The organism is Nanoarchaeota archaeon (assembly GCA_018897155.1).
GTDB lineage: Archaea > EX4484-52 > EX4484-52 > EX4484-52 > LFW-46 > LFW-46.
In genome coordinates, this window is the sequence record JAHILE010000044.1 from 1 (window position 1) to 22,162 (window position 22,162).

28 protein-coding genes are annotated in these 22,162 nt (G+C 41.7%); 16 read left to right on the top strand and 12 right to left on the bottom strand.

Annotation, left to right across the window (positions count from 1 at the left end):
* Positions 1-157: 157 nt before the first annotated feature.
* From KKB09_05310 to KKB09_05320, 3 genes are all read left to right on the top strand, one after another.
* A complete protein-coding gene (locus KKB09_05310) occupies positions 158-364 on the top strand; it encodes a hypothetical protein (GenBank protein MBU4300605.1) in 207 nt (68 codons plus the stop codon).
* 50 nt (positions 365-414) lie between these two features.
* Complete coding sequence (locus tag KKB09_05315; GenBank protein MBU4300606.1) at positions 415-1,020, top strand: hypothetical protein; 606 nt, start codon at positions 415-417, stop codon at positions 1,018-1,020.
* A gap of 345 nt (positions 1,021-1,365) precedes the next feature.
* Positions 1,366-2,208 (top strand): Bro-N domain-containing protein, encoded by an 843-nt coding sequence (locus tag KKB09_05320; GenBank protein MBU4300607.1) that lies wholly within the window; start codon positions 1,366-1,368, stop codon positions 2,206-2,208.
* A gap of 4 nt (positions 2,209-2,212) precedes the next feature.
* Here the strand turns inward: KKB09_05320 and lysS are convergent, their stop codons facing one another.
* Together lysS and KKB09_05330 are read right to left on the bottom strand one after the other, a co-directional pair.
* On the bottom strand, positions 2,213-3,853 hold the full coding sequence (gene lysS, locus KKB09_05325) for a lysine--tRNA ligase (protein ID MBU4300608.1): 1,641 nt from the start codon (positions 3,851-3,853) through the stop codon (positions 2,213-2,215).
* A 42-nt stretch (positions 3,854-3,895) separates the two neighbouring features.
* Positions 3,896-4,726, bottom strand: a complete 831-nt coding sequence (locus KKB09_05330) for a hypothetical protein (GenBank protein ID MBU4300609.1) — start codon at positions 4,724-4,726, stop codon at positions 3,896-3,898.
* A gap of 108 nt (positions 4,727-4,834) precedes the next feature.
* Here KKB09_05330 and KKB09_05335 point away from each other — a divergent pair, with 108 nt between their 5' ends.
* Positions 4,835-6,166 carry a site-2 protease family protein gene (locus KKB09_05335; GenBank protein ID MBU4300610.1) on the top strand — a complete coding sequence of 444 codons (1,332 nt, stop codon included), beginning with the start codon at positions 4,835-4,837 and terminating at the stop codon, positions 6,164-6,166.
* A 211-nt stretch (positions 6,167-6,377) separates the two neighbouring features.
* Here KKB09_05335 and uppS read toward each other — a convergent pair whose 3' ends face one another.
* Positions 6,378-7,109: a di-trans,poly-cis-decaprenylcistransferase gene (gene uppS / locus KKB09_05340; GenBank protein ID MBU4300611.1), complete on the bottom strand. Its 732-nt coding sequence runs from the start codon at positions 7,107-7,109 to the stop codon at positions 6,378-6,380.
* A gap of 149 nt (positions 7,110-7,258) precedes the next feature.
* Here uppS and KKB09_05345 point away from each other — a divergent pair, with 149 nt between their 5' ends.
* From KKB09_05345 to KKB09_05370, 6 genes are all read left to right on the top strand, one after another.
* The gene (locus KKB09_05345) at positions 7,259-8,524 is read left to right on the top strand and encodes an NDP-sugar synthase (protein ID MBU4300612.1); all 1,266 of its coding nucleotides are present in this window, start codon (positions 7,259-7,261) and stop codon (positions 8,522-8,524) included.
* A gap of 164 nt (positions 8,525-8,688) precedes the next feature.
* A complete protein-coding gene (locus KKB09_05350) occupies positions 8,689-9,387 on the top strand; it encodes an HAD family hydrolase (GenBank protein ID MBU4300613.1) in 699 nt (232 codons plus the stop codon).
* Between the two features lie 52 nt (positions 9,388-9,439).
* The gene (locus KKB09_05355; GenBank protein ID MBU4300614.1) at positions 9,440-10,402 is read left to right on the top strand and encodes a YvcK family protein; all 963 of its coding nucleotides are present in this window, start codon (positions 9,440-9,442) and stop codon (positions 10,400-10,402) included.
* Positions 10,403-10,535: 133 nt separating this feature from the next.
* The gene (locus tag KKB09_05360; protein ID MBU4300615.1) at positions 10,536-11,258 is read left to right on the top strand and encodes a DUF192 domain-containing protein; all 723 of its coding nucleotides are present in this window, start codon (positions 10,536-10,538) and stop codon (positions 11,256-11,258) included.
* 52 nt (positions 11,259-11,310) lie between these two features.
* Entirely contained in the window at positions 11,311-12,237 is a 927-nt protein-coding gene (locus tag KKB09_05365) for a TIGR00269 family protein (protein MBU4300616.1), read from the top strand.
* A gap of 204 nt (positions 12,238-12,441) precedes the next feature.
* Entirely contained in the window at positions 12,442-12,681 is a 240-nt protein-coding gene (locus KKB09_05370) for a hypothetical protein (protein ID MBU4300617.1), read from the top strand.
* Between the two features lie 10 nt (positions 12,682-12,691).
* On the opposite strand, the gene KKB09_05375 is transcribed toward KKB09_05370, so the two are convergent.
* Both KKB09_05375 and KKB09_05380 read right to left on the bottom strand, forming a co-directional pair.
* A complete protein-coding gene (locus KKB09_05375) occupies positions 12,692-12,871 on the bottom strand; it encodes a hypothetical protein (GenBank protein ID MBU4300618.1) in 180 nt (59 codons plus the stop codon).
* 22 nt (positions 12,872-12,893) lie between these two features.
* Positions 12,894-13,154, bottom strand: coding sequence for a hypothetical protein (locus KKB09_05380; protein ID MBU4300619.1), 261 nt, complete (start codon positions 13,152-13,154; stop codon positions 12,894-12,896).
* A gap of 118 nt (positions 13,155-13,272) precedes the next feature.
* Between KKB09_05380 and KKB09_05385 the strand changes: the two genes are divergently transcribed.
* The gene (locus tag KKB09_05385; protein ID MBU4300620.1) at positions 13,273-13,698 is read left to right on the top strand and encodes a hypothetical protein; all 426 of its coding nucleotides are present in this window, start codon (positions 13,273-13,275) and stop codon (positions 13,696-13,698) included.
* Positions 13,699-13,701: 3 nt separating this feature from the next.
* On the opposite strand, the gene argS is transcribed toward KKB09_05385, so the two are convergent.
* The 5 genes from argS to KKB09_05410 all read right to left on the bottom strand — a co-directional run bounded on the left by argS (position 13,702) and on the right by KKB09_05410 (position 17,821).
* Positions 13,702-15,453 carry an arginine--tRNA ligase gene (gene argS / locus KKB09_05390; GenBank protein ID MBU4300621.1) on the bottom strand — a complete coding sequence of 584 codons (1,752 nt, stop codon included), beginning with the start codon at positions 15,451-15,453 and terminating at the stop codon, positions 13,702-13,704.
* 287 nt (positions 15,454-15,740) lie between these two features.
* Positions 15,741-16,583: a hypothetical protein gene (locus tag KKB09_05395; protein ID MBU4300622.1), complete on the bottom strand. Its 843-nt coding sequence runs from the start codon at positions 16,581-16,583 to the stop codon at positions 15,741-15,743.
* Positions 16,584-16,707: 124 nt separating this feature from the next.
* The gene (locus KKB09_05400; GenBank protein MBU4300623.1) at positions 16,708-17,097 is read right to left on the bottom strand and encodes a RimK/LysX family protein; all 390 of its coding nucleotides are present in this window, start codon (positions 17,095-17,097) and stop codon (positions 16,708-16,710) included.
* Entirely contained in the window at positions 17,097-17,453 is a 357-nt protein-coding gene (locus KKB09_05405; GenBank protein MBU4300624.1) for a hypothetical protein, read from the bottom strand. Before KKB09_05405 ends, KKB09_05400 begins: the two co-directional genes overlap by 1 nt.
* 74 nt (positions 17,454-17,527) lie before the next feature.
* Entirely contained in the window at positions 17,528-17,821 is a 294-nt protein-coding gene (locus tag KKB09_05410) for a winged helix-turn-helix domain-containing protein (protein MBU4300625.1), read from the bottom strand.
* An 84-nt stretch (positions 17,822-17,905) separates the two neighbouring features.
* Here KKB09_05410 and KKB09_05415 point away from each other — a divergent pair, with 84 nt between their 5' ends.
* The 3 genes from KKB09_05415 (at position 17,906) to KKB09_05425 (ending at position 20,005) form a co-directional block, all read left to right on the top strand.
* A complete protein-coding gene (locus KKB09_05415; GenBank protein MBU4300626.1) occupies positions 17,906-18,055 on the top strand; it encodes a hypothetical protein in 150 nt (49 codons plus the stop codon).
* Between the two features lie 115 nt (positions 18,056-18,170).
* Positions 18,171-19,358, top strand: a complete 1,188-nt coding sequence (locus tag KKB09_05420) for a cation:proton antiporter (protein ID MBU4300627.1) — start codon at positions 18,171-18,173, stop codon at positions 19,356-19,358.
* A gap of 65 nt (positions 19,359-19,423) precedes the next feature.
* Positions 19,424-20,005, top strand: coding sequence for an HD domain-containing protein (locus KKB09_05425; GenBank protein ID MBU4300628.1), 582 nt, complete (start codon positions 19,424-19,426; stop codon positions 20,003-20,005).
* Here the strand turns inward: KKB09_05425 and KKB09_05430 are convergent.
* Entirely contained in the window at positions 20,002-20,373 is a 372-nt protein-coding gene (locus tag KKB09_05430; protein MBU4300629.1) for a hypothetical protein, read from the bottom strand. The genes KKB09_05425 and KKB09_05430 overlap by 4 nt on opposite strands.
* An 82-nt stretch (positions 20,374-20,455) precedes the next feature.
* Complete coding sequence (locus tag KKB09_05435; protein MBU4300630.1) at positions 20,456-20,971, bottom strand: 50S ribosomal protein L15e; 516 nt, start codon at positions 20,969-20,971, stop codon at positions 20,456-20,458.
* Positions 20,972-21,126: 155 nt separating this feature from the next.
* Here KKB09_05435 and KKB09_05440 point away from each other — a divergent pair, with 155 nt between their 5' ends.
* Complete coding sequence (locus KKB09_05440; GenBank protein MBU4300631.1) at positions 21,127-21,672, top strand: CDP-2,3-bis-(O-geranylgeranyl)-sn-glycerol synthase; 546 nt, start codon at positions 21,127-21,129, stop codon at positions 21,670-21,672.
* A gap of 7 nt (positions 21,673-21,679) precedes the next feature.
* Positions 21,680-22,096 carry a hypothetical protein gene (locus tag KKB09_05445; protein ID MBU4300632.1) on the top strand — a complete coding sequence of 139 codons (417 nt, stop codon included), beginning with the start codon at positions 21,680-21,682 and terminating at the stop codon, positions 22,094-22,096.
* The last annotated feature ends 66 nt before the right edge of the window (positions 22,097-22,162 follow it).

The following is a 22,162-nucleotide window of genomic DNA, read 5'->3' on the forward strand; positions in this document are numbered from 1 at the left end:
CAGTTACTTTCTGCGAAAATGAAATATCTGCGTTTTTTATGGCACGTTTGTCTTTCTGCCTTATGATCCAACGAATCTTCTCGTTATTCAGCTTTTTCATGTATTCTATAATGGGGTGGAAATTAATTCGGGATAATACAAGTTAGAGTTGATTTGAATGTCCGAGTATGAAGAATTTAAGGAGATCGTACTTAAACGCTTAGAGGCTATGCCGGAAAATGTAAAAGTATCGATGGGCTCTATAGGTACTTTTACGAGGGATGATTTAATACAGAATGTCACGAAAGATAGTGACGTAGGAAAATTCATAGTTAAGATGCAAATAGAATATTTAAGGGCGATGAGCCGGGGTTTTTCTAAATGAAAAAGATATTCCTTATCACGAGGCCGCAACATGAATACAGGGTTTCTTATATGCACGCCTGGAGTAAGGAAATTATCGATTTTGCAATAAAAAATGCAATATCCTATACTGATTTTGATAAAAAACAAGCGACAAGAAAAAATGTAGAAAAATATCTTAAAGCAAGAAAGCCGAACTTTGTAATCTTTAATGGTCATGGACCCATAGATTCGACAGCAATTTTAGGGCACAATGATGAAGCTTTGATAGAAACCGGAAAAAATACTGATTTGCTCAAGGACACGATAGTTTATGCTCGGGCATGTTGCTCTTCAAAAATTCTTGGACGTGAAATAATCTCTAAAAATAATAAAAACGCATTTATCGGTTACTCTAATCTTTTTTCATGGATTCACTCTGCGGATAGAGAATGCAATCCCTATAAGGATAAGATTGCAGAGCCATTCAAGTTAGTGTCAAATGAGATACCGATGTCAATCCTAAAGGGGCATACAACTTATGAAGCTCACGAGAGGGCACAGGAGTTATGCATGAAACTAATACAGGAATACTCCGCCACTGGAAATGAGGAACTGGATAAGGAGACAAGGTTTTGGTTGTTTGTAGATATGACTATTCAGGAACATCGAGGTAATCCCGAGGCTCGTTTTCAGTGATAATCACTACAGTCATCAAGCGCTTTTTAATACATTCTTAATTCTTTCAGTGCCCACCGCCACAATAAATCATTCCAACTCATTCAACCTGCAGGTTGTAAGCTTTTGAACTACGTTCAAAATGCGGTTGGAAAGCTTCTTCAGGCATTGCCTGAAGAGCCGAGAGCACAGCGAACAGATTTTCAAGCAGAGCTTGAAAAATCCAGCCAACTTCGATCCGCGCTATAATAACTATTTCACCACGCGCCTTCTTAAACCTTTGCCGCAGCGCGAAAATGTTTAAACCATCTATATCGGCAACCCATAACGCTTAGGCATATAAATTCCCCGCGCCTTTCTAATTATATGGAGTCAAAAGACGCATTGGTTGTGTTTGACGGAAAGAAAATCCGAAGAATGTGGCATAACGGAAAGTGGTATTTCTCTGTGGTTGATGTGATAGAAGTATTGACAGATAGCCCGACGCCAAGGCAGTACTGGGGCAAAGTCAAAGACAGGGAATTTAAGGAGCTTGAGTTGTCCCCAATTTGGGTACAACTGAAACTGCAATCTGCCGATGGCAAATTCTATGAAACAGATTGCGCAAACACAGAATCGTTATTTAGAATAATTCAGTCAATTCCTTCAAAGAAAGCCGAACCATTCAAGCAATGGCTTGCAAAAGTCGGATATGAGCGCGTGAAGGAAATAGAAAATCCGGAATTGGCGCAGGAACGGGCGAAAAAATACTATGAACTCAAAGGCTATCCAAAGGACTGGATTGAAAAGCGCATCAGAGGAATAGCTATAAGGCAGGAATTAACAGATGAGTGGAAAGCAAGAGGCGTACAAGGCGATAAAAACTTTGCAATTCTTACCGACGAAATCGCTATGGCAACTTTTGGAAAATCCACAAAAGAGCATAAAGAAATAAAGGGTTTGGACCCGAAATTCACAAATCAAAACTTAAGAGATAACCTGACCGATTTAGAACTGATTTTCTCAATGCTCGGCGAAAAGGCAACAACCGAAATCACAAAAGCCAAAGAATCTAAAGGATATGGCAAATGCCTCACTTCAGCCATTGAAGGCGGAACAATTGCCGGAAATGCAAGGCGCGAATTGGAAAAGAAGACTGGCAAATCCGTAATAAGCCCCGACAATTACAATCAGATAGCGAAGAAGAAAGACGATAAATTGTTGGAATAATTTATCAGATGCTCTTTAGTACCTTCACAATCCTTTCTTGCCCTATCGCAATTATGAAGCCCGCAAGCTTGGGTCCGCGCTCTTTTCCGATAATCGCCAAATAGCAAGCTTTGTAGAAATCCTGCGGCGTTATCTTAGTTTCTGCGATTATGCGCTTGAATTCTTCGCCAAGTTCTGCTTCTGTTTTTTTCTCATCAAGCGCAGCCGCGAGCATTTTCAAGGCGCTAATCTGCCCTTGCGAAAGCTTCGCTTTGACATCAGCAGAAACAGCATCAGCAACATTAATCTTCACTTCTTCGGGCGCAAACATTGCAATCCAGTTGCGTGCCAAATTCAGCCTATTATTAGCTGACTTCAAATCCTCCTCTGAAAATTCAGAAGTAATATGCCCGCTTGATTTCATTGCATCAATAACCTCTTCATTTTGCGAATAAATCTGTACGAGTTGCGCGGCAAAATCAAAAGGAATGCGTTGCGGCATTTTCGCAGGAATTTTTGGCGTCGCCATCTCATATGACCTTCGGACATTATTCTCTTCGCGCTCATTGTCGGCTTTCGCAGTACCAAAATATATTTTCTCCGCAGCTTCGTACTCGCGGATCAGCATCAGATCCTTGAATGTCAGATCCCTTTGCTTTCCGGGCTTTTTGGTATAGAAAAAAGCGAAATGCTCCGGCTCTATCACTTTCAGGACATCCTGCACTATATAGACATTGCCCTTTGACGCAGACATCTTCCCTCCATCCACAAGAAAGAACTCATACACGTATGGAATCGGCGGCTCAAAGCCGTAAATCTCCTTTGCAATGACCTGCCCTGACTTCCACGAGCCTTCTGCATGGTCTTTGCCGAACGGTTCAAAGATTATATTCTCGATAGCCCACTGAGCAGGCCATTCAAAGCGCCACTGCAGTTTGCCTTCGCTGAATGGAACATCGCCTTCGAATCCGCAGCCTTCGCTTTTCTTTGCCTTTATGGATTTTCCGCCGCAGGTAAAATGCACAGTCTCTTTTTGCAAATCAAAGGAAGAAATGTTCGCAAGCATTCCGCATTTCGGGCAGATTGCGTCAAACGGTATGTAATCATCGCCTTTTGTTTCCTGGAATTTTGCGATTATCTTTCCAACCGCGTCAATCTTTTCAAAAACCATCCTGATATACGGGTTGAATTTCCCTTGTTTGTAATAATCGTCATTGGACTTGATTTTTGGAAACATTCCAAGCTGATTAAGCCCGATTTCCCAGACTTTTGTGAAATGCGCGGACCACGAAGTACAGCATCCGAACGGGTCAGGAACTCTGCAAAGAGGATGTCCAAGATACTTTTTCAATTCAGGGAATTTTTCCGCCGGATGCCAGTTTGTATTTAAATCCGCGAGTTTTGCAGGAATGTCCTTTAAAGGATCCCTGTCGTCAGTAGAGTGGACAAATTCTGCCTCATGCCCTTTCTCAATAACTGACCGGTAAACAAAATGAGCGCGAATAACATCATTCAGATTTCCGATGTGCTTTCCGCCTGAAGGAGTCTGGCCGCATCGGATAACTATTTTTTTGCCTTCTTTTTGCGCGCGTTCAATAATTTTTTCTGCCAATTGGTCTGCCCAGAAAAGAGATGATTCGTTTGGCTCCATATTTTCGTTGTCCATGCATCCAAATTGCGAAGGCAAATATTTAAAGCATCAAATCAATCAGCCGCTTTTTGAAGAAACAGAAGAAATAGAATATGGCTTGCCCACCATGACTTGCAGGCTTGCCTTTGGCGCGTTTGTAATTGCATCATATGAGCTTATATTGCATGTGCTGTTTGCGCTGAACCGGATTTCTGCGGAATTTCCCGCCCATACGCCTTCAGCAGCCCGCCCGCATCCCCGAAAGTTCAGGCCTCCAGATATGTTTGAGAGTACATTGAATGTGATGTCAATAACATGGCCGAACGAAACAGATATTGCAGAAATTGTCCTGTTGTTTGAATAGAATCCAAGGCCATCTGTGTCAATAAAACGCATGTCCGTTATGACTTCTGCAGTTTTTGGAGCTATTGTGACGTTTCTTTCTTCAGTCCAGTAATTCTTCTCGCCAATAATCGTATGCGCCCTGTAATACAGCGTTCCGGTTTGTATGAGCTGTATATTTGCGCTGAATGTTTTGGGCAAATCGTATGAACGATTTGCAAATTCCGGAGTCAGCTTTTCATATCCGCTTGCCTTTGCGCTGACATTTGTCCCGAATTTTCCCGGATGCGATTTATAATCATAATGAATTGCTGTGTGCTGTGTTTTTTCATCAACACCTGCAACAGCCCAGGTGATATTGGCAAAATTCCCGATAAGGGCGTTTTCCGGCGCGCTTACGAAATACACGATTTTTTCCTCCACCACCGGCGCAGCCGGCGCATGGACTTTTGGCGCCTCAGGCGCTTGAGGAGGTGTGTTGTTTTGTACCGGCTCTCCGGTTTGAGCGCATCCGCTCACAAGAATGATTGCAATAAGCAGAAATGAAAGAATGTGCGCATGCTTCATGCATAATAATATGTGCATGGGTATTTTTATATGTGGAGCTCAGTTAATCGTTCGCCAAACTTGCTTTAAATCGGCAAAGATATAAAAGCATCTGTTCGAAGTAAATGCATGCTTTCAATACTTTCGGACCTTTCGACAAATTGGATTTCACTTATAATTCTTCTTACGGTTATCGGCATTGTCTGGATTTTTGACAGAAAAAATTTCAAGCGCGAAGGAATCATGTTCTTAAGAAGAACCGATAAGGGCTTGAAATTTATCGACAATTTCGCAAAAAAACATACAAGCGCGCTTAAAACATTTGGCACCTTTGGAATCATTTTTGCATTCGGCGCGCTTGGAGCGGGCTATGTTTACAAGACAGAAAAAAAGAAAAACCCGGTTGCAAAAACGCTTACTGTCCTTGCAGTGCTTCTTATAATCGTTTATTTGATGAACTTCCGGACAGTTTATGCTCTCTCAGGAGCTCTCCTCGGAGCATCCGGATTTGTTGTATTTCAGCTTGTTGAAGGGGTGGTAAATATATTTCTTGAGCCGGGTGCGGCATCGCAGATGCAGTTTGTTCTGCCGATACAGACAACAAGCGCGCCTGTTTTTTACGTTCCGATAGATTATTGGCTCATTTCGATTTTTGTTCTTTTGATAGTGCACGAGTTTTCACATGCGTTTGTTTCGCGTGCAGAAGGCATAAAAGTAAATTCGCTGGGCTACGGCTTTATGGCTGTAATTCCGCTTGGATTTGCAGAGCCTGACGAAAAGCAGCTCAAAAAAACTGAATCAATAAAAAAATCCAGAATTTTTTCAGCAGGATCTTTCAGCAACATAATCGCCGCAATAATTTCTGTGATATTGCTTACTGGAACCGTATTTGCAGTGACTGTGATGTATACGACTGACGGAGTGCGCTACGGAACAGTTGTTTCCGGAAGCCCTGCCCAGGCGCACCTGCCGCATAACGGCACAATAAATGAAATAAACGGCAAAAAGATACGCGGCACAAACGAGCTTGCGGCTGTTATGGATAATGTTTCAGAAGGCAGCGAAATTTCTATTTTAGTTGATGGAAAAGTTTATTCGCTAAAAACAGCTGCTGACCCGAAGAATTCAACGCGCGCCTTTATGGGTATCTCAAATCTTGAAAATGTTATTGTTGCAAAGGAGAACTATTCCGGATTTGCAAGCAGCGCGCTCGCATCCGTATTGCTTTATTTTCTATCGCTTTTTAAATGGCTTTTTCTGCTCAATTTGGGGATAGGGCTTTTTAATCTCCTTCCCATAAAGCCTCTTGATGGCGGGCTTATTTTTGAGGAAATCATAAAATGCCACTGGCCAAAGTCATGGAAATCGATTTACAGTGCGGTTGCAACGACAACGTTTGGATTGATTCTTTTCAATCTTTTCGGCGTTTATTTTGTTCGCACCATATTTTCTGTAGTATAATTTTTATTGCACGTATACGTTCTATGTCGATGAAACTTTCAAATGACAACACAAGATTTATATACTGCGCTCAAGAATAAAGAAATAATAATGTTGAACCAACTCCGACTCCTGCAAAGAGGAAGAAGTCTTGCGGGCGACTTTTGCCCATTACCCTTACGCGGTTTAAAGAAACCTTCCAGACTTGCAGGAGCGTGAGAGTATCCCGGAATCATTTTCCAAAGCGCCTTTTTCTGCCGGCATAATCTTCAATAGCTGCTATAAAGTCCTCTCTCTCAAAATTCGGCCATATTTTATCCGAGAAATACAGTTCCGAATAAGCCGCCTGCCAAAGGAGGAATCCGGATATTCTTTTTTCCCCGCCGGTCCTTATTATTAAATCCGGATCGGTTATGCCCTTTGTATATAGAAACTTTTCGAAGGTTTTTTCATCCAGGTTATTTATATCCAATTTGTTGTTTTTTTCTTCATGAACAATATTCTTTACGGCAGCCACTATTTCCTCGCGGCCGCCGTAAGCAATTGCAAGATTTACAATAACTCCATTATAGCCTTTTGTCGCATCAGTTAGCGCTTTGAGCGCTTTTTGAACGCTATTCGGAAGCATGTCGGGCCTTCCGATTACGTTGAATTTTGCTTTATTTTCACGCACTTTTTTAAGCTTTGCAACGCGCAAGGCTTCGCTTTCTATGAGTTTCAGCAGCATGTTTATTTCCTGTTTCGGCCTGCTTTTGAAATTTTCATAAGAAAGAGAGTAAAGAGTAACTGTTTTGATTCCTGTTTCAATGCACCAGTCAAGGACTTCTTCTGCTTTTTTCGCACCCCATTCATGGCCGTTCCATGGCTCAAGCATAAGCCTTTGTGCGAACCTGCGGTTTCCGTCCATTATTATACCCACATGTTCCGGCAGTCTTTGCATGTGAGTTTCATGTATACTAGCCATTATAATCACTAAACTGAAGACTATTCGGTCGCATATATTTTTAAATATTCTGAATACTCTTTTTCGGCGCGCCCCGTTTGAAAGAGTATTAACTATAGGTTATTTATATCTAAAGATAATATATATGTTTATTGGTAATTGGTGCATATATGCAGGCAATAATTCTTGCGGCAGGCGTTTCGTCGCGCTTTTGGCCTCTAAGCGAAGGAAAGCATAAGTCGCTTGTTAGTGTTTTGGGCAAATCCCTGCTTTTAGGTACAATCGAAAGCATTGCTTCTGCCGGAGTCAAAGACATTATAATAGTGCAAGGCCCTTCCGCACGTCTTGAAAAATCACTGGCTGCGCCATCTGGCGTTTCTCTGAAATTTGTTTATCAGCCGGAAGCATGCGGTATGGGGGATGCGATTTTACGGGCAAAAGAGCACATTTCAGGAAATTTTCTGGTTATAAGCCCATATCACATAAACGCCGGCGATATTATTAAAAAAATTCTTGAAATCCACAAAAAATCAAAAGCAGAAATAGTTCTTGTGGGGAAAAAGACAGACACTCCTGAAATCTACGGAATTTTTAAAATAGCTGGCGGAAAAGCGGCAGGAATTGTAGAAAAGCCGAAGATTAAAGATGCGCCTTCAAATATTCGCGCGGTTGGAGTATATCTTTTGCCGAGGCAATTTTTAGCGCAACTCCAAGTTGAGAAAAGCGCGCATTATTCCTTTGAATCCGCACTTGAAAAAGAGCTGAAATCAAATCCTTCGGAGCTCATAATAACCGAATATTTTCAGCCGACGTTGAAATATCCATGGGATGTTTTTGCGATAGAGAAATATGCAATGGATTCATTTTTCAAAAATCAAAAGCCATTCATTTCAGAGGCCGCATATGTTGACAAAACCGCAAAAATCGAAGGCCGGGTTTATATCGGTGCAGGCACAAAAGTCATGGAAAACGCGGTGATAAAAGGCCCGTGCTTTATCGGCGAGAATTGCGTGATTGGAAATAACGCTCTTTTGAGAGATTATGTTGATGTCGGAAACAACGCAAAAATCGGCGCGAATACAGAGATTGCGCGCGCAATAATCGGCGAAGGAACGCACATTCATTCAGGTTATATTGGCGATTCAATAATTGCAGAGGACTGCCGCATAGGCGCTGGATTCATCACTTCAAATGCAAGAATTGACCGCGGTGAAATTTTCACAATCGTCAAAGGAGAAAAAACAGCAACTAGCATGAAATCTTTTGGCGCAGTTGTCGGGCGCAGCACAAAACTGGGGATTGGCGTAAAAACAATGCCGGGCATTCTGATTGGCGCGAATTGCATTATCGGGCCTGGAACAGTTGTGAGCGAAAACGTCGAATCGGATACGACATATTATTCAGAGTTCAAAGGGATTATGAAGAAGAAAAAGTAGGTGAACTCATCATGCCGCTATTGCGGCAAGCTTTTTGAATCGAAGATTCAAAAGCCTAGAGTCATAAAAAGTTGACGGCTTTTCAAGCTTTTGGGAACCTTAACTTCCAAAACAAGCAAAGCTTGCGAAAGGATTTCAATCCAAAGATATCGGGATGATTAAAAATGCTCAAAGCCATATTATTTGATGCGGACAACACGCTTTACAAAGTTGTGAATGAGCGCGCCCACTCCGTTATGTTCGATTATCTTACTGCGCAAACGCATCTTGACCGAAAGCAGCTTGAAACTTCATGGCGCGCGCAGGTCAAAAACGTTCTTCAGTCAAATGACGCGCAAAATATAGAAAAGCGCAGCCGCGAATACAGCATCGAATCGATGCTGAATCATTTCGGCGTAGCTGATGCGAAAAAAAGGAAAAAAATCGTGAAAGGCGCGCTCGATATTTTTTGGAAATGCATTATTGAAGACCTTCAATTCGATGCAAATACAGCAGTCATAATTACGGAACTTCAAAAGAGATACGTGCTTGTCATCGCAAGCGATGAATATGAAAAATACCTGAAACTGAAGTTGAATCGCGTTTTCGGGAATTGGAAGAAATACTTCAAATTCCTTGTGGCGTGCGAGACTGCCGGATTAATGAAGCCGAGTGAGAAATACATTCAAATCGCGCTTGCCAAGCTTAAAATAGCGCCTGAAGAAGCTGTAGTTGTCGGGGATTCTATGATGCGCGACATAATTCCTGCAAAAAAGCTCGGGGTTTTTGCAGTGCATATTGCAGGAGAAGACAGTAAAAATCACGAATGCGCTGCGGATATCGAAATAAAATTGCTATCCGAGTTGGCAGAAGCTATTGAATAAACGGGCTTAAGCAGAGATTAAAGGATATAAAAACAGCAATTTAATTGATTCTATGTCAAAAAAGATTTTATGCTTTGGCGGCGGAAGCGCAATGACGAAGGCAGTCCTTGAACCGCTCAAAAAATACCCTCTTGATATTTCTTCAGTAACATCAATGACTGATGATGGCGGATCTACCGGCCAATTGAGGCAGGATTTCGGTATCCTCCCCCCTGGCGACATAAGGCGCCACATTCTGGCGCTTTCAGATGCGCCGGAATGGAAAAAGAAGATATGGACATTCAGGTTTGGGCACGATGTTTTTGCTTGCGGGCATAAAGGGCATAATTTTGCAAATGTGTTTCTTGCGGGCCTTGAGGTTGGTCTGAAAGACTATAAAAAGGTTCTTGATGTTGCCCATGAATTCATGAAAGTAAAAGGTCGCGCATTGCCCGCAACAATTGAGCGCATTCAGCTCTGTGCGGAGCTTGAGGATGGCGTGATAATCAAAGGAGAAAGCGAAATAGCTGTTCCTAAAAAACACAATCCGCTAGTTAAAATAAAGCAGGTGTTCCTTGAGCCGAAAGCAAAAGCGTATCCTTTGGCCATTTTAGCAATCAAGAAAGCAGATGCCTTGATAATCGGCCCGGGAGATTTATATTCATCGTCAATTCCGTGTTTTCTTCCTGAAGGGATGCGCGAGGCAGTCAAAAAAACAAAAGCAAAAAAAATTCTCGTATGCAACCTGATGACAAAACACGGGGAGACAAACGGCTTTTCAGTTTTAGATTTTGCAAAAGAAACCGAAAAATATATTGGATGCGCGCTTGATTTTGTAATATATAATACGGAAATTCCGCAGAAATCACGAATCGCGGAAAATAGAAAAACCGATCCGCTAGTTATCGAGCCGGTAAAAATCGATGGCGTAATTGACAGCAAGAAATTCATCGGCAAAAATGTCATTACTGAAAAGGGCCCAATATTGCATGACCCAGAAAAACTTGGAAAGCTAATATACTTATTAATGCAATAATAGATTATTTTCTTTTTTGAATAAGTTATTTGGTGATAAAACGAAAAAAATAATTCGCAAAAAAAAGGTGCTGTCAAAGCTACGTTCGCAAAAAATTAATGCGATAAAAACGTGCGCGAAAAAATCTGCCAAAATGCGCATAAAATCACCCGTTAAGCCGCGCGCGAATAAAATGATTAAAAAGCGCGCAAAAGCAGTGTTGAAAGTTTCACGAAAGCCGGTTTTTAAGAATATCAAAAAATCCGCGGCTAAAATCCTAAAAATACCTGCAATTAAGCAACCGGCGCCGGCGGCATTTAGAAATCACGCAATTCGCGCGCATGAGGCAATCAGGAATTTTGGAAAATCGCTATCTGAAAAACATCACGCGATACACACTAAGCTAATGCACCATGCCCAGAAAATATTGCCGCGCAAGCAACTTGCGATGAAGCAGTCCTTTGCCCCCCATGTTCATAGCCCTAAAGGAAGCGTTGCGCCGAAAAAAAGCGTTCTGCTTTTGAACATGACAAAAAATCACCTGATTTCAAATAAAGTGGTTTTTGCAAACACCACATATCAGAAATTTCGCGGCCTGATGTTCAAGAATAAAAAAGAAGTGGATTACGCTCTTGTGTTTGATTTCAACAAGGCGTTAAAGGATTCTGCCGCAATACATATGTTCTTCGTGTTCTTTCCGATAGATGTCGTCTATCTGCGCGATAGCAAAGTTGTGGATATTCATCGGGCAGTCAAGCCGTTTACTGCGTACCTTGCGCCAAAAAAGCATGCAGACACGCTTATCGAGCTTCCGCAGGGGACTATTTGGAAGAGTGGCATTTCCATTGGCGATGAGATTGTGACGACGAGCGGTTGAGGCGTGCATTTAAGAAAACAATCTATTTAATGCTGCGTATGAAAAGCACTTTATGCATTGTTCATATTGCTCAAAGCCCGCCGTTATTTACCGGCGATACGAAGGCCGCGCGCTTTGCCGCCGTCATTTTATTCATTCTTTTGAAAGAATTGTCAAGCGCACAATACGCGAGAACCGTTTAATTGACAAAAAAAAACATATCGCCGTGGGACTGTCAGGAGGGAAGGACTCCTGCGCGCTTCTGTACATTCTTCATTCAATCACAAAAGACCGCCCGAATATCAAATTGTCTGCAATTCTTATAAACGAAGGCATCAAAGGATACCGCACAGAAAAGCATGCAAAAGCGATTTGCAAAAAGTTCAAAGTCCCGCTTCATATCGCTTACTTCAAAAAAGAGTGGGGAAAGACGCTTGATGAATTAATGAAACGGGAAAAGAAAAACAATGCTTCAGATAACCTTAAGGCATGCACATACTGCGGAACAATGCGCAGGTTTCTGATAAATAAAACCGCGCGCGAAATAGGCGCAGATACTGTTGCAATCGGGCACAATCTTGACGATGAGGCGCAGGCGATAATGGCGAATTACATACGCGGCGATTTGCTGCGCGGCGTCAGGCTTGGCGCGAATGCGTTTTCAATCCAGGATTCGCGGTTCATTCCCCGTATTAAGCCACTGCGCGAAGTGCTTGAAAAGGAGGTCGCGGTTTACGCAATACTTAAGGGCTTTAATGCTGATTTTGGTGAATGCCCTTATGCTGAGCAAAGCTTTCGTTGGGATGTAAGAAATATTCTCAATAACCTTGAAACCAAATACCCCGGAACAAAATATTCTGTTTTGCGCACGTTTGACCGGATAAAGCCCGCTCTTGAGGCGACAACAAAGACAACTGCGGGAATAGGCACATGCAAGATATGCGGCGAGCCTGCGTCAAATGATGTCTGCAAAGTGTGCGAACTGATTGCCCGAGCATAGTTTAAATATTCTACGTCGAAGTGCTCAAATGGGTACTTCGGCATCGTTGGAAGGATCAAATGATATGTATTGGCGTAAGAAATACAATTCTTAAGAAACAGTCTAGGGACGATGTTGTAGATTTAAAGCTTAAGGCGCTTCGGATTATTGTAACTTCTTCAACCGAAAACAACCCCCTACACTATTGAAGAAATCCTTAATAAAATGGAAGAACTCTACGACATCAAACCTACTGATTTGACGTTACTGTATGGAACAATCGGCGTTATGCAAAGAGAATTATTTCCTTATATTGGAAGGGTAAAAAGCAGTTGCCGAGCAGATACTAAAACGCGCTATTTTTTCCGCACCAATAAATTCCAAGAAACCTCTAATGAACACGTTGGACATGTGCTAGAAAACTTTCTTAAAGCTCTTGAAATGGTTGAGACTGAGTTGTATTGATGGCTTAGCATCACCCTCTGCTGTTGATCCGTTTTAACATATCGTCAAGTGATTTTTTCCTGATTTCATCCTTTGTCGGAATGTGCGATATGTTGGTAGGTGCGGTATTTCGCATCAATTCTGCACGCCGGTCCATTTCACTTATCAATGGAATCACTTTAATTTTATTCTTGTCTTCTATTGCAGCCATATTGTTCACCAACTAGATTATTTTAGCGCTTATATTTCCAGTCAAGCTTGTCGAGTTCTTCTTTTCTTTTTTTCTCTTTGGCAAGCGTTTCTTCATTTGTTGCAGCCTTTTTCCAGTCCTCGAGCTGAAGTTTTTTGGCGTTCTTTGTAATCATGATTTCCTCGCGCTTTTTTTCTGCTTCAGCCGCGAGCTTCTTATGCTTTATGGCTTCAAGGCGCGCCTTTTCCTTGTCGTCGCGCTCATTTTTTGACCATTTGTCCAGAATCTTTCCGAAAAATCCCATGATGTAATTTGGCGCCAAGACTATATATTTCTTGAGATTCGCGCGCTTTGCATGAAAATCTTTATAAATATTCACCACAACTACGTAATATAACATCGTCAGATGTCGCAGTGAGATTATGGGTTATGGATGGCTTGTAGAAAAATGGGATGATGCCATAACTAATAATCCCGTTGATGCGATTAGAATAAAGCATAAAGAGCTTCTGCAAACGTATGGTGATAAAGAATTTCTTTCCAAAACATTGGGTGAACAAATAGATGATGTTTGGATAGAAACGCCGCTAAATGTCGGATTTAAAAAATTTGGTATACGTTCCGAGTTAACGCCGGATATATGCGCCATATCCGCTGATTGCGCGTATTATTTGGCGGAATTAAAAGTTCCCGAAGGCTCGAAAAAAAGCGCGAGGCGCGACATTAAACAATGTTCCAGAGTGCTTGTCGATTATGGTCTTCCGCATACTTGCGTAATAATACACGACGGCGTTGCAGAAGTTTTAAACATCGGCACGTCGTCATATAGGACTTGCAGAAAATTATGAGTGTTACATCTCTTCAAGCGCGTCAATTCCAAGAAGCTCAAGTCCGTTGCCGATGGTCTGCCTTACTGCAGAAACGAGATGAAGGCGCGCGTTTTTTAGCTCCTCGTTTTCTGCTTTTAAGACAGGCACTTTCTGGTAAAATGCGTTGAAAAGATGCGTTAATTCAAGAAGATAAACTGTGACCAAATGAGGCTGGTAGGATTGCGCCGACTTTATTATAGCCTCCGGGAATTCTGAAATCTTTTTAAGAAGCGCCACTTCATCCGGCTCTTTCAATAGTGTTGCATCAGGTTTTTTCCCTGCATGTCCTGACCTCAAAATCGATGACGCGCGGGCATACGTGTATTGCACATAAGGGCCTGTATCTCCGTCAAACTGGGCTACTTCTTCTTTGTTGAAAAGTATTGTTTTGTCCGAAGATGTCTTTATGAGCGCAAACTTCAGCGCGCCGATTCCGACCTTTTCTGCGGCGTTTTCTTTTTTTGCAAGCTGCGGATGGCTTTTTTCTATGATTTCTGCAACATATTCTTTAAGCTCGTCTATTGTGTCATCAAGAAACACCACAAGGCCTTTTCTGGATGACATTTTTCCTTCCGGAAGCATGACTAATCCGTTCTTGACGTGATGCATGTTTTTTGCATTTTCATAGCCCAAAAGCTCAAGCATCTTGAAAAGTTGCTGGAAGTACTGTTCCTGTTCCGCACCGACTACGTAAATCGACTTTTTTACATGATATTTCTCGAATTTATGTGCGGCAAGTGCAAGGTCTTTTGTTGCATAAAGTGTTGTTCCGTCAGAGCGCAATATGATGCAGTTAGGCATTCCATAATCCTTGAGTTTTGCAACAGTTTCGCCGTTAATGTCCTTGAACGCAATTCCTTTTTCAATGGCTTTTTGCACAACTACGCGCCCCGGCTTTTCAAAATCGCTTTCAAAAAATATTGTGTCGAATTTTATTCCAAGGCGCTTATATGTCATGTCAAAGCCCTCAATGCACCATCCTTTAACTTTTTTCCATAATGCGATTGTTTCTTTGTCACCCGACTCAATTTTTTTAAGAAGCTCGCGTGCCTCTTTCTCAAGCTCGGGATTGTCTGTTGCCGCGGTATTGAATTTAGTGTAAAATTCGCCGATAAACCTATCTGGTTTTTTGGGGATTGGGGTCCCCAAAAGCTTGCCGTCCGTAGACGGCATGATCTTGTCAGGGATTTTTCCAGCACCCCATTTCATATATCCGAGAACCGTTTTTGCGATATGGATTCCGCTGTCGTTGTAATAATTCACGCGCAAGACATTAAATCCTGCCGCAGACATTATGCGCGAAATACTGTCGCCAAGAAATGTGTTTCTTGCGTGGCCAATATGCATCGGTTTGTTCGGGTTCGGCTCTGAAAATTCGACCATGACTTTTTCCTTTTTGCCGAATCCGCTTTGTCCATAATGATTGTCAATATTCAAAAGCTCCTGTCCTATTGCTGCCCAATCAGCATAAAAATTAATGTATGGCCCTGATGCTTCGGCTTTTTTTATCAGCGATTTTTTTGGAATTTTTATTTTCTCCGCAATCTCTTTCGCAATCTGCATCGGATTTTTCTTTTGCTCTTTTGCAAGCGCAAAGCACGGAAAAGAAATGTCGGCGTCAACGCCTTTTGGTGGGTTCTCAAGGCGCTCTGCAAAAACTCCCGCATCCTTTAGAAGCGCAGCTACTTCGTTTTTGAATGTTTCGCGCGCGTATTGGCCTTTCTTTTCTGGCATAAATAACTATTATTACGAATGTTTATATATTGAAATACGAATGGCTGAATACGTTTTATCAAGTTGTTAACACCACAATTCCAATTCGCTCATTCGTATTTGCTGTTTCTGTAAAACTCTTCAGGCATATTCATCACAATATTCTCTTCGATTTCAGATTTGTCAAGAGAATCACCCATGATATTTATGTAATCGTTATCCTTAATGTCCGACGCTTTTGCTTTGTTGAGTATTATTTTGTAGATCTCGCCGCCGTTTTCAAAAAGAATGAGGGTGTAGCCAATAGTTTATTGAAGATTATTTTTCGCAAAATGCGCATCGGCGTTCTCGCGCATTTCCCGAAGCGCGCCATCTATTACTCCTTTCCCGAAAATATTCTCAAAAATCATCATCCTCGGAGCAATGTTTATGCCATATATGAATATCTTGTTTTCATTCATAGCAGCATACATCTGGCAGACGTCTGCGCCAATTTTCCCGGCAGTCGCAATTATTGCATTTTCATCGCTATCGGAAAGCGTAAAAGCCGCGTCGTTTTTTAGCGCGTAAGCTTTTTTCCCGGCAACAAGCACTCTTATTTTTTCAGAAGTTTTAACAATTTCCTGTATTAGTATGGGCTGGTCTAGCTTTTCCATTGTGTCAATGATGCCGATTGCGGATTCTTTTGAATCTACAGTCATTGCTCCGTCTTTCTGGTAAGGCAGCTTCACAGTAATGGGGTATTTGAAATTTTCGAAATTCTGAATTATTGCTTCTTTTGAGGATGCGAAATAAGTTTTCGGAGACTTTATGCCGTTTTTCTTAAGTCCGAAATAAATTGGAACCAAAAACTCGCTTGAGCCAAGAAGTATTGCCTTGTAATTGACCGGCATGTATTTTCCATTGTCCTCAAAAATCTTTGCAAGGACATAACCGATGTCGCGGTATTCTTTTTCAACGCGGATGAGGACTGCATCGTATTCCAAAAGGTTTTTGCTTCCAAGAAGCGGCACAACGCCGTCTTCGTTTGATTCTATCACAATTTTTGTTATCGGCGTATGCAGGACTTTGTCAAAATGGTTTTTTGCGCACTTCAAAATTGCTGAATCGGTTTTTCTGCGCTTTTTGGAGCCTATAATCAGAAGCTTCAATGAATCACCAGACAACTTTTAAGTGCATGAAACCTTTAAATAGGTTAAAAACAGGCAAAAATACTTTTTCTATAAAATAAATTTAAGAAGTTCTAACGCGAGAGCCGCAAAAAACGCGCTTGCACTAATTTGTGATGTCCTTTATTTTATTCGATTTATGCGTTTTTGAAACATCGACAATGAAATTTCCATGAAGGGCATCGCGCCCTAAAAGAATCTTGTAGAACATGCTGCTTCTATCCTCAAGGCTCATTTCAAGAGGGATTTTTATCCCATGCATCTCGATAATGCCTCGGACAACAGGTCTTCGGTCATAACCTGCATGGCCTTTTTTATTCGTTATTTTTACAGAAGAGACAACAGGGCCAAGGCCGACGCGCCCCGCAAGCTTCATATCGACGCATGTGCGCGTGGCTCCGGTGTCTACAAGCGCTCTTTTAAGAACTGATTTTTCCTTGCCGATTATTCGTATGAGCTCAACCAGTCCTATAACCTTTTTTTCTGAAGCAGTCATCAATATACACATCCAGCTATTTTTGCAAGCGTGCTTAAGTCCTGCTCTCCCGAATATTTAGCGCCGCCAATAATCCAAGTCGGATATCCTTGAATTCCTGCAAGTTCGCATGTTGCGGGATTGCCGTTCGGTCCATCTGCAGTGCATTCAACATAAGTGATATATTGAAAAGAATCGCCGAACGCCTTTTTTTGGTTCTGGCAATGCGAGCACCAATACGCACCATACATCTTGACGCCCTTTTCAGTCAGGCAGTTTGCAAGGGCGTCATTTTTTTCATTGCTTGTTCCGACGCATCCAAGACTAATCACAAGAAGTAAAATTAGCACGGATGATAATATTTTTCGCGCGCGCATAATTCATATTGGAGATTAAAGCTTAAATAAGTATTCTATTGGCGAGGAGGGCATATTGCAAGAAATTTAGCAATTTAAAGTATCTTTCTTCGGCTGCCATATATTTCAATTATCTGCGTCATTGAATTTACTTCTTTGAGAATCTCTATGAATTTATTGCCTTTTTTAGTAATGTTATATATTGTTTTTTTGCCATTTGACGTACAGCCTATTAGGCCGTCTTTTATTAACGTGTTTAAGTAGCTCTTAAGCAAAGGCACGGATAAATTCGCTTTGTAAAGAATGTTTGTTGGCTTTGCATTGCCCGCCTTTTTGATAAATAATAGGATGTCTGAAATAATTTCTATTCTTGCCCGCTTTTTTTTCATGTTTGTTTTTAAGTAAGTGAATTATATAAATTAGTTACCTAATCGATAAAAGCCGTGCTGACAGTAATTTATCAGTGATTAATTATGGCATACCAATGTAAAGTTTGTAAAGAAAAAGTTGATGTGGCTGAACACTGCGGACAACCGTGCGATGAAGTAAACGAAGAAGTGCAGCAACCGCAAACAGAAGCACCAAAAACAGAAGCACCAAAAACAGAAACACAGCAAGTATAAATTACTGATTGTGCGCGCGTTGCGGCAAGCATTTGCCGTGCCGCCACAGTATGCTTTTTTAAGGCGGATGTTCGATAGAGCGCCCTATATAAATTTTCTCTAACTAATACAATTTATGGATGTTCCAACCAGTTTTTTTCTGATCGGCGGAATAATTTTTATAGGATTTTTGGGCTCTTTGTTTTTTCAGAAAACAAAGATTCCTGATGTGCTTATGCTGATGATTCTTGGCATGCTCATAGGGCCTGTTTTTCATGTTGTTGAACCCGCATCATTTAGCGGAATAACGCCGTATTTTGCTGCGCTTGCGTTAATAATTCTTCTTTTTGAAGGCGGTCTGGGGCTTAATTTGTTTAAGGTGCTTAATGAAATTTCAAAAGCAACGGGATTTACGGTTATGATATTTTTATTTACCGTGGCAATAACAGGGTTTGTGATGTCAACTTTTTTTTCATGGAATGTTTATCATGGTTTTCTTCTTGGCGCGGTACTGGGCGGATCGAGTTCGGCAATTGTTATCGCGTTATTGAATCGGGCAAAGGTACCGGGAAATGTGAAAACTCTCCTTACGCTTGAATCTGCACTTACGGATGTGTTGTGCATTATTGTTACAATTTCTTTGATTGATGTGATACTTTCAAATTCGTTGAGCTTAAGTGCCGTGGGAAACAGCCTGCTAGGGTCTTTTTCAATAGCCGCTGTAATAGCTTCTATATTTGGCATTGTATGGTTTAAGCTTCTCAAGAATTTCGGCGGATTTGAATACGGCTATTTGCTGACGCTTGCGGTTACATTTATATTGTATGCTTTTGTTGAATCGATAAAAGCAAATGGCGCTGTTGCCGCTTTGGTATTCGGGCTCATGCTTTCAAACGCCCCTGATGTTGCAAAAATGCTTCGATTAAGGGGTGATTATGCAATAAAGCGTGCAATAATCACATTCCATAGGGAAATAGCATTTTTCATAAAAACGTTCTTTTTTGTATATGTGGGTATACTCATAGACCTCAATTCGATAACAAACATAAGCTTTGTTTTTATGTCTCTTTCAGTAGTGTTTGGCATCGTATTGGCGAGACGCCTTGGTGTCTGTATATTCGGCAGATTTTCAGAAGATGTGCGCGAAAATTCTCCAATAATAAACGGCATGATGCCCCGCGGCCTTGCTGCCGCGGTTCTTGCATCGCTTCCGGCATCAATGGGGCTTCAGATAGATGGATTTGTTGATATTGCATTTTTAGGAATAATTGCAACAAACATAATAACTACCGTGAGTACATATTACGGCGCAAAGGACAATTGACCGATTTGACTGCTTCAAGCATTTAAATTACTGGAATCTATTAGCTGAATAAACTTGGTGGAATAATGAATCGTCTTTTAAAATTATGCGAAAAACTTTCTGACAAAAAGCTTCGGGAAGATACTGAAGAGCTTCTGAAATCAACAAAGTTGCATCATCCCGAATTTACAATGAAGTTCACCATTCAGAATTGTCCGACAGCGCCGGATTCAAGGCAGGCGCGCCCCGGAGGCTTAATAGAGCATACGATTTCAGTAGTGGACTTATGCGAAACTATCGGAAAAAGCATTGCAAAATCATACAAGCTTCCGATAAACTTTGACCATCTTCTTTGCGCAGCAATACTGCATGATGTCTACAAAACCGTTGAATTCGGCGCAGAAGGAGGGCAATATGTGATTGATGAAGTCTACCTCAATCATGTCGAACTTTTAGTGGCTGAGCTTTACAAGCGCAAGTTCCCGAAAGAAATAATACATATTGTTGCGGCGCACTTCGGAAACACCTCACCGACGCCGCCGCGAACGTACGAGGCGCTGATTCTGCACCATGCAGATACTTTTGATGCAATAATTGCAACAAATGTTTTTCAGATGATTAAGCTGCAGGAGCAGATAATGGAGAGCATGGGCGTTAGGAAGGTTTAACGTGCCTCACAATACCTGTGAGTTATATCGTAGCGAATATCTCTAAGTTCGCCTAATGAAGCCCATATCTCTTTTTCTTCCATGAGGTGAATTGCATCATCGAGCGAATATCTAGCTTTTCTGCGCCTTTCATTAGCATCCAATTCAGCATCTATTAACGCATCTTTTGCAGCACCAAAGTATTTCGATAACTCTTTGAATTTTCTTCCGCCATTCGAAACAACATCTTCTTTAACTGTATTTATTCTATCTACAAAATCGCTAAAAATTAGTTCATTATACTCTAATCCAAGAAATTCATCATCATACATCTGACAGAAATTTTTAAATTCCCGTCTTCCTAATTCATCTACGCGGAATTCAGACATATACTCACCATTATTCCTTTAATGACGGCTAAAGATTTAAAAATACCTTCTTACGACTAATTCGTACAAAATCGGGGTTGGTTTACAATCCCCTGCTCTTCTTTCCTGCGCTTGTGAGCCCTCTGTTTGCGCGCCCTCTGTTCGCCGGGCGTGTGATCCAGTTGACATCCTTGTCGGATTTTACAGCTGCATGCTCCGGATCAAGCATTATGATCTCATACCACATATGCGGACCATCTTCGCCTACCCAGTAGCTGTTAAGAACTTCAAGATTAGGGAATTTTCTTGCTGCCTTTTCCTCAGCAATGACCTGTTTTGATTTCTTCAGGTTGTAGTTTAAGAAACCGGCTTTTTTCGGCTTTCTTCCTGCCTTGTGGCGCGGCCTTTCATATCCGCCTCGCGGCACTTTTACGCGCGCCATGACAAAGCCCTGCTTTGCCTTGTATCCGAGCGCGCGAGCGCGATCAATTCTTATTGGATGCTCAATTCTCGTAACTGTGTCTTCGCGTCGCCATTGAATCAGGCGCTGTAGCCACAGCTTCCCGAGGTTTTTCTTCGGCTGTTCCCATATTTTTCGAATGTATTTGTATGCTCCCATAGATTACACCTTTTCATTTATTTTTTAGTGTCCCTTCGGCCTTTTCAATCGGTTCTTGCTACATTGTGGGATAGCATATCAATAGAAAACGAACATTTAAAAGCGTATTTTTGCGCATATTTCGAATATATAAGCATAATTCTCAAAAATATCTTATGCTCAACGAGCTTCTTATCCTTGCATTACAATCCTTATGGTTCATTCTTCCCGCGTATTTTGCAAATAGCTCTCCGGTTGTCGGCGGCGGCGGAACGCCTATTGATTTCGGCAAAAAGATGCCTGATGGCGAGCCGATTTTAGGCCCTGGTAAAACATGGCGCGGGGTATTTACCGGAATCGCTGCTGCGGTCATAGTTGCAGGATTGCAGGATTATATTCAAAATCGATTCGATTTGTCGCAATATGGCTTGATAACAATGTCGATTCAGCTCGGTTTTCTTCTTGGTGCGGGCGCAATAGTCGGCGATTCTGTAAAGAGCTTTTTTAAGCGCAGGCTCAAAATTGCGCGCGGAGCGGAATGGCCCTTGCTCGATCAGCTGGATTTTATTGTTGGCGCGCTTCTGTTTGCAATGCTCTCAGAAACTGCATTGGCATACTTGAATTGGAAAATCGTACTGTTTTTGGTTGTTTTCACGCCGCTCATACATCGTGCAACAAATCTATTCGCATTCAAAACACATCTGAAAAATGTTCCTTGGTGAAAATTATATGAAATACAGTGAAACAAAGCAGATTAAACTAAGCCGGCCAAAACTCTTTTCGATTCTTTCTCTCTTTTCCGCGATTGCCGCAGGATATTATTTCATAGACGCGCAATTGCTTGAAGCCATTGCATTTACTGCAATAGCAAGCATTTTTGATTCTGCAGGCATCGGTGCAGAAACAGCCAAGCAGAAAAACTGGCACCCGCCTTTGAAAAACGCGCTTGACAGGACTGCAGATGCTGCAATATTTATCGGATTTGCGATGTCCGGCACAGTTTCAGAAATGTGGGGTGCGATTGCGCTTGTCCTTGTGATAGTTCTTCCATACTGGGCAAAGCTCATATGGAAAATTAGCATCCGGCGTTTTTTTCATGCGGCGCTGATTGCGCGGGTTGTTTATTTTCTTGTGTATGGGGTTTGAAAGTAGTGATGCGCGCTCGCGATTGAAATTAACCTCAGAGCTGAGAGACTATATTTTAGGAGTGTT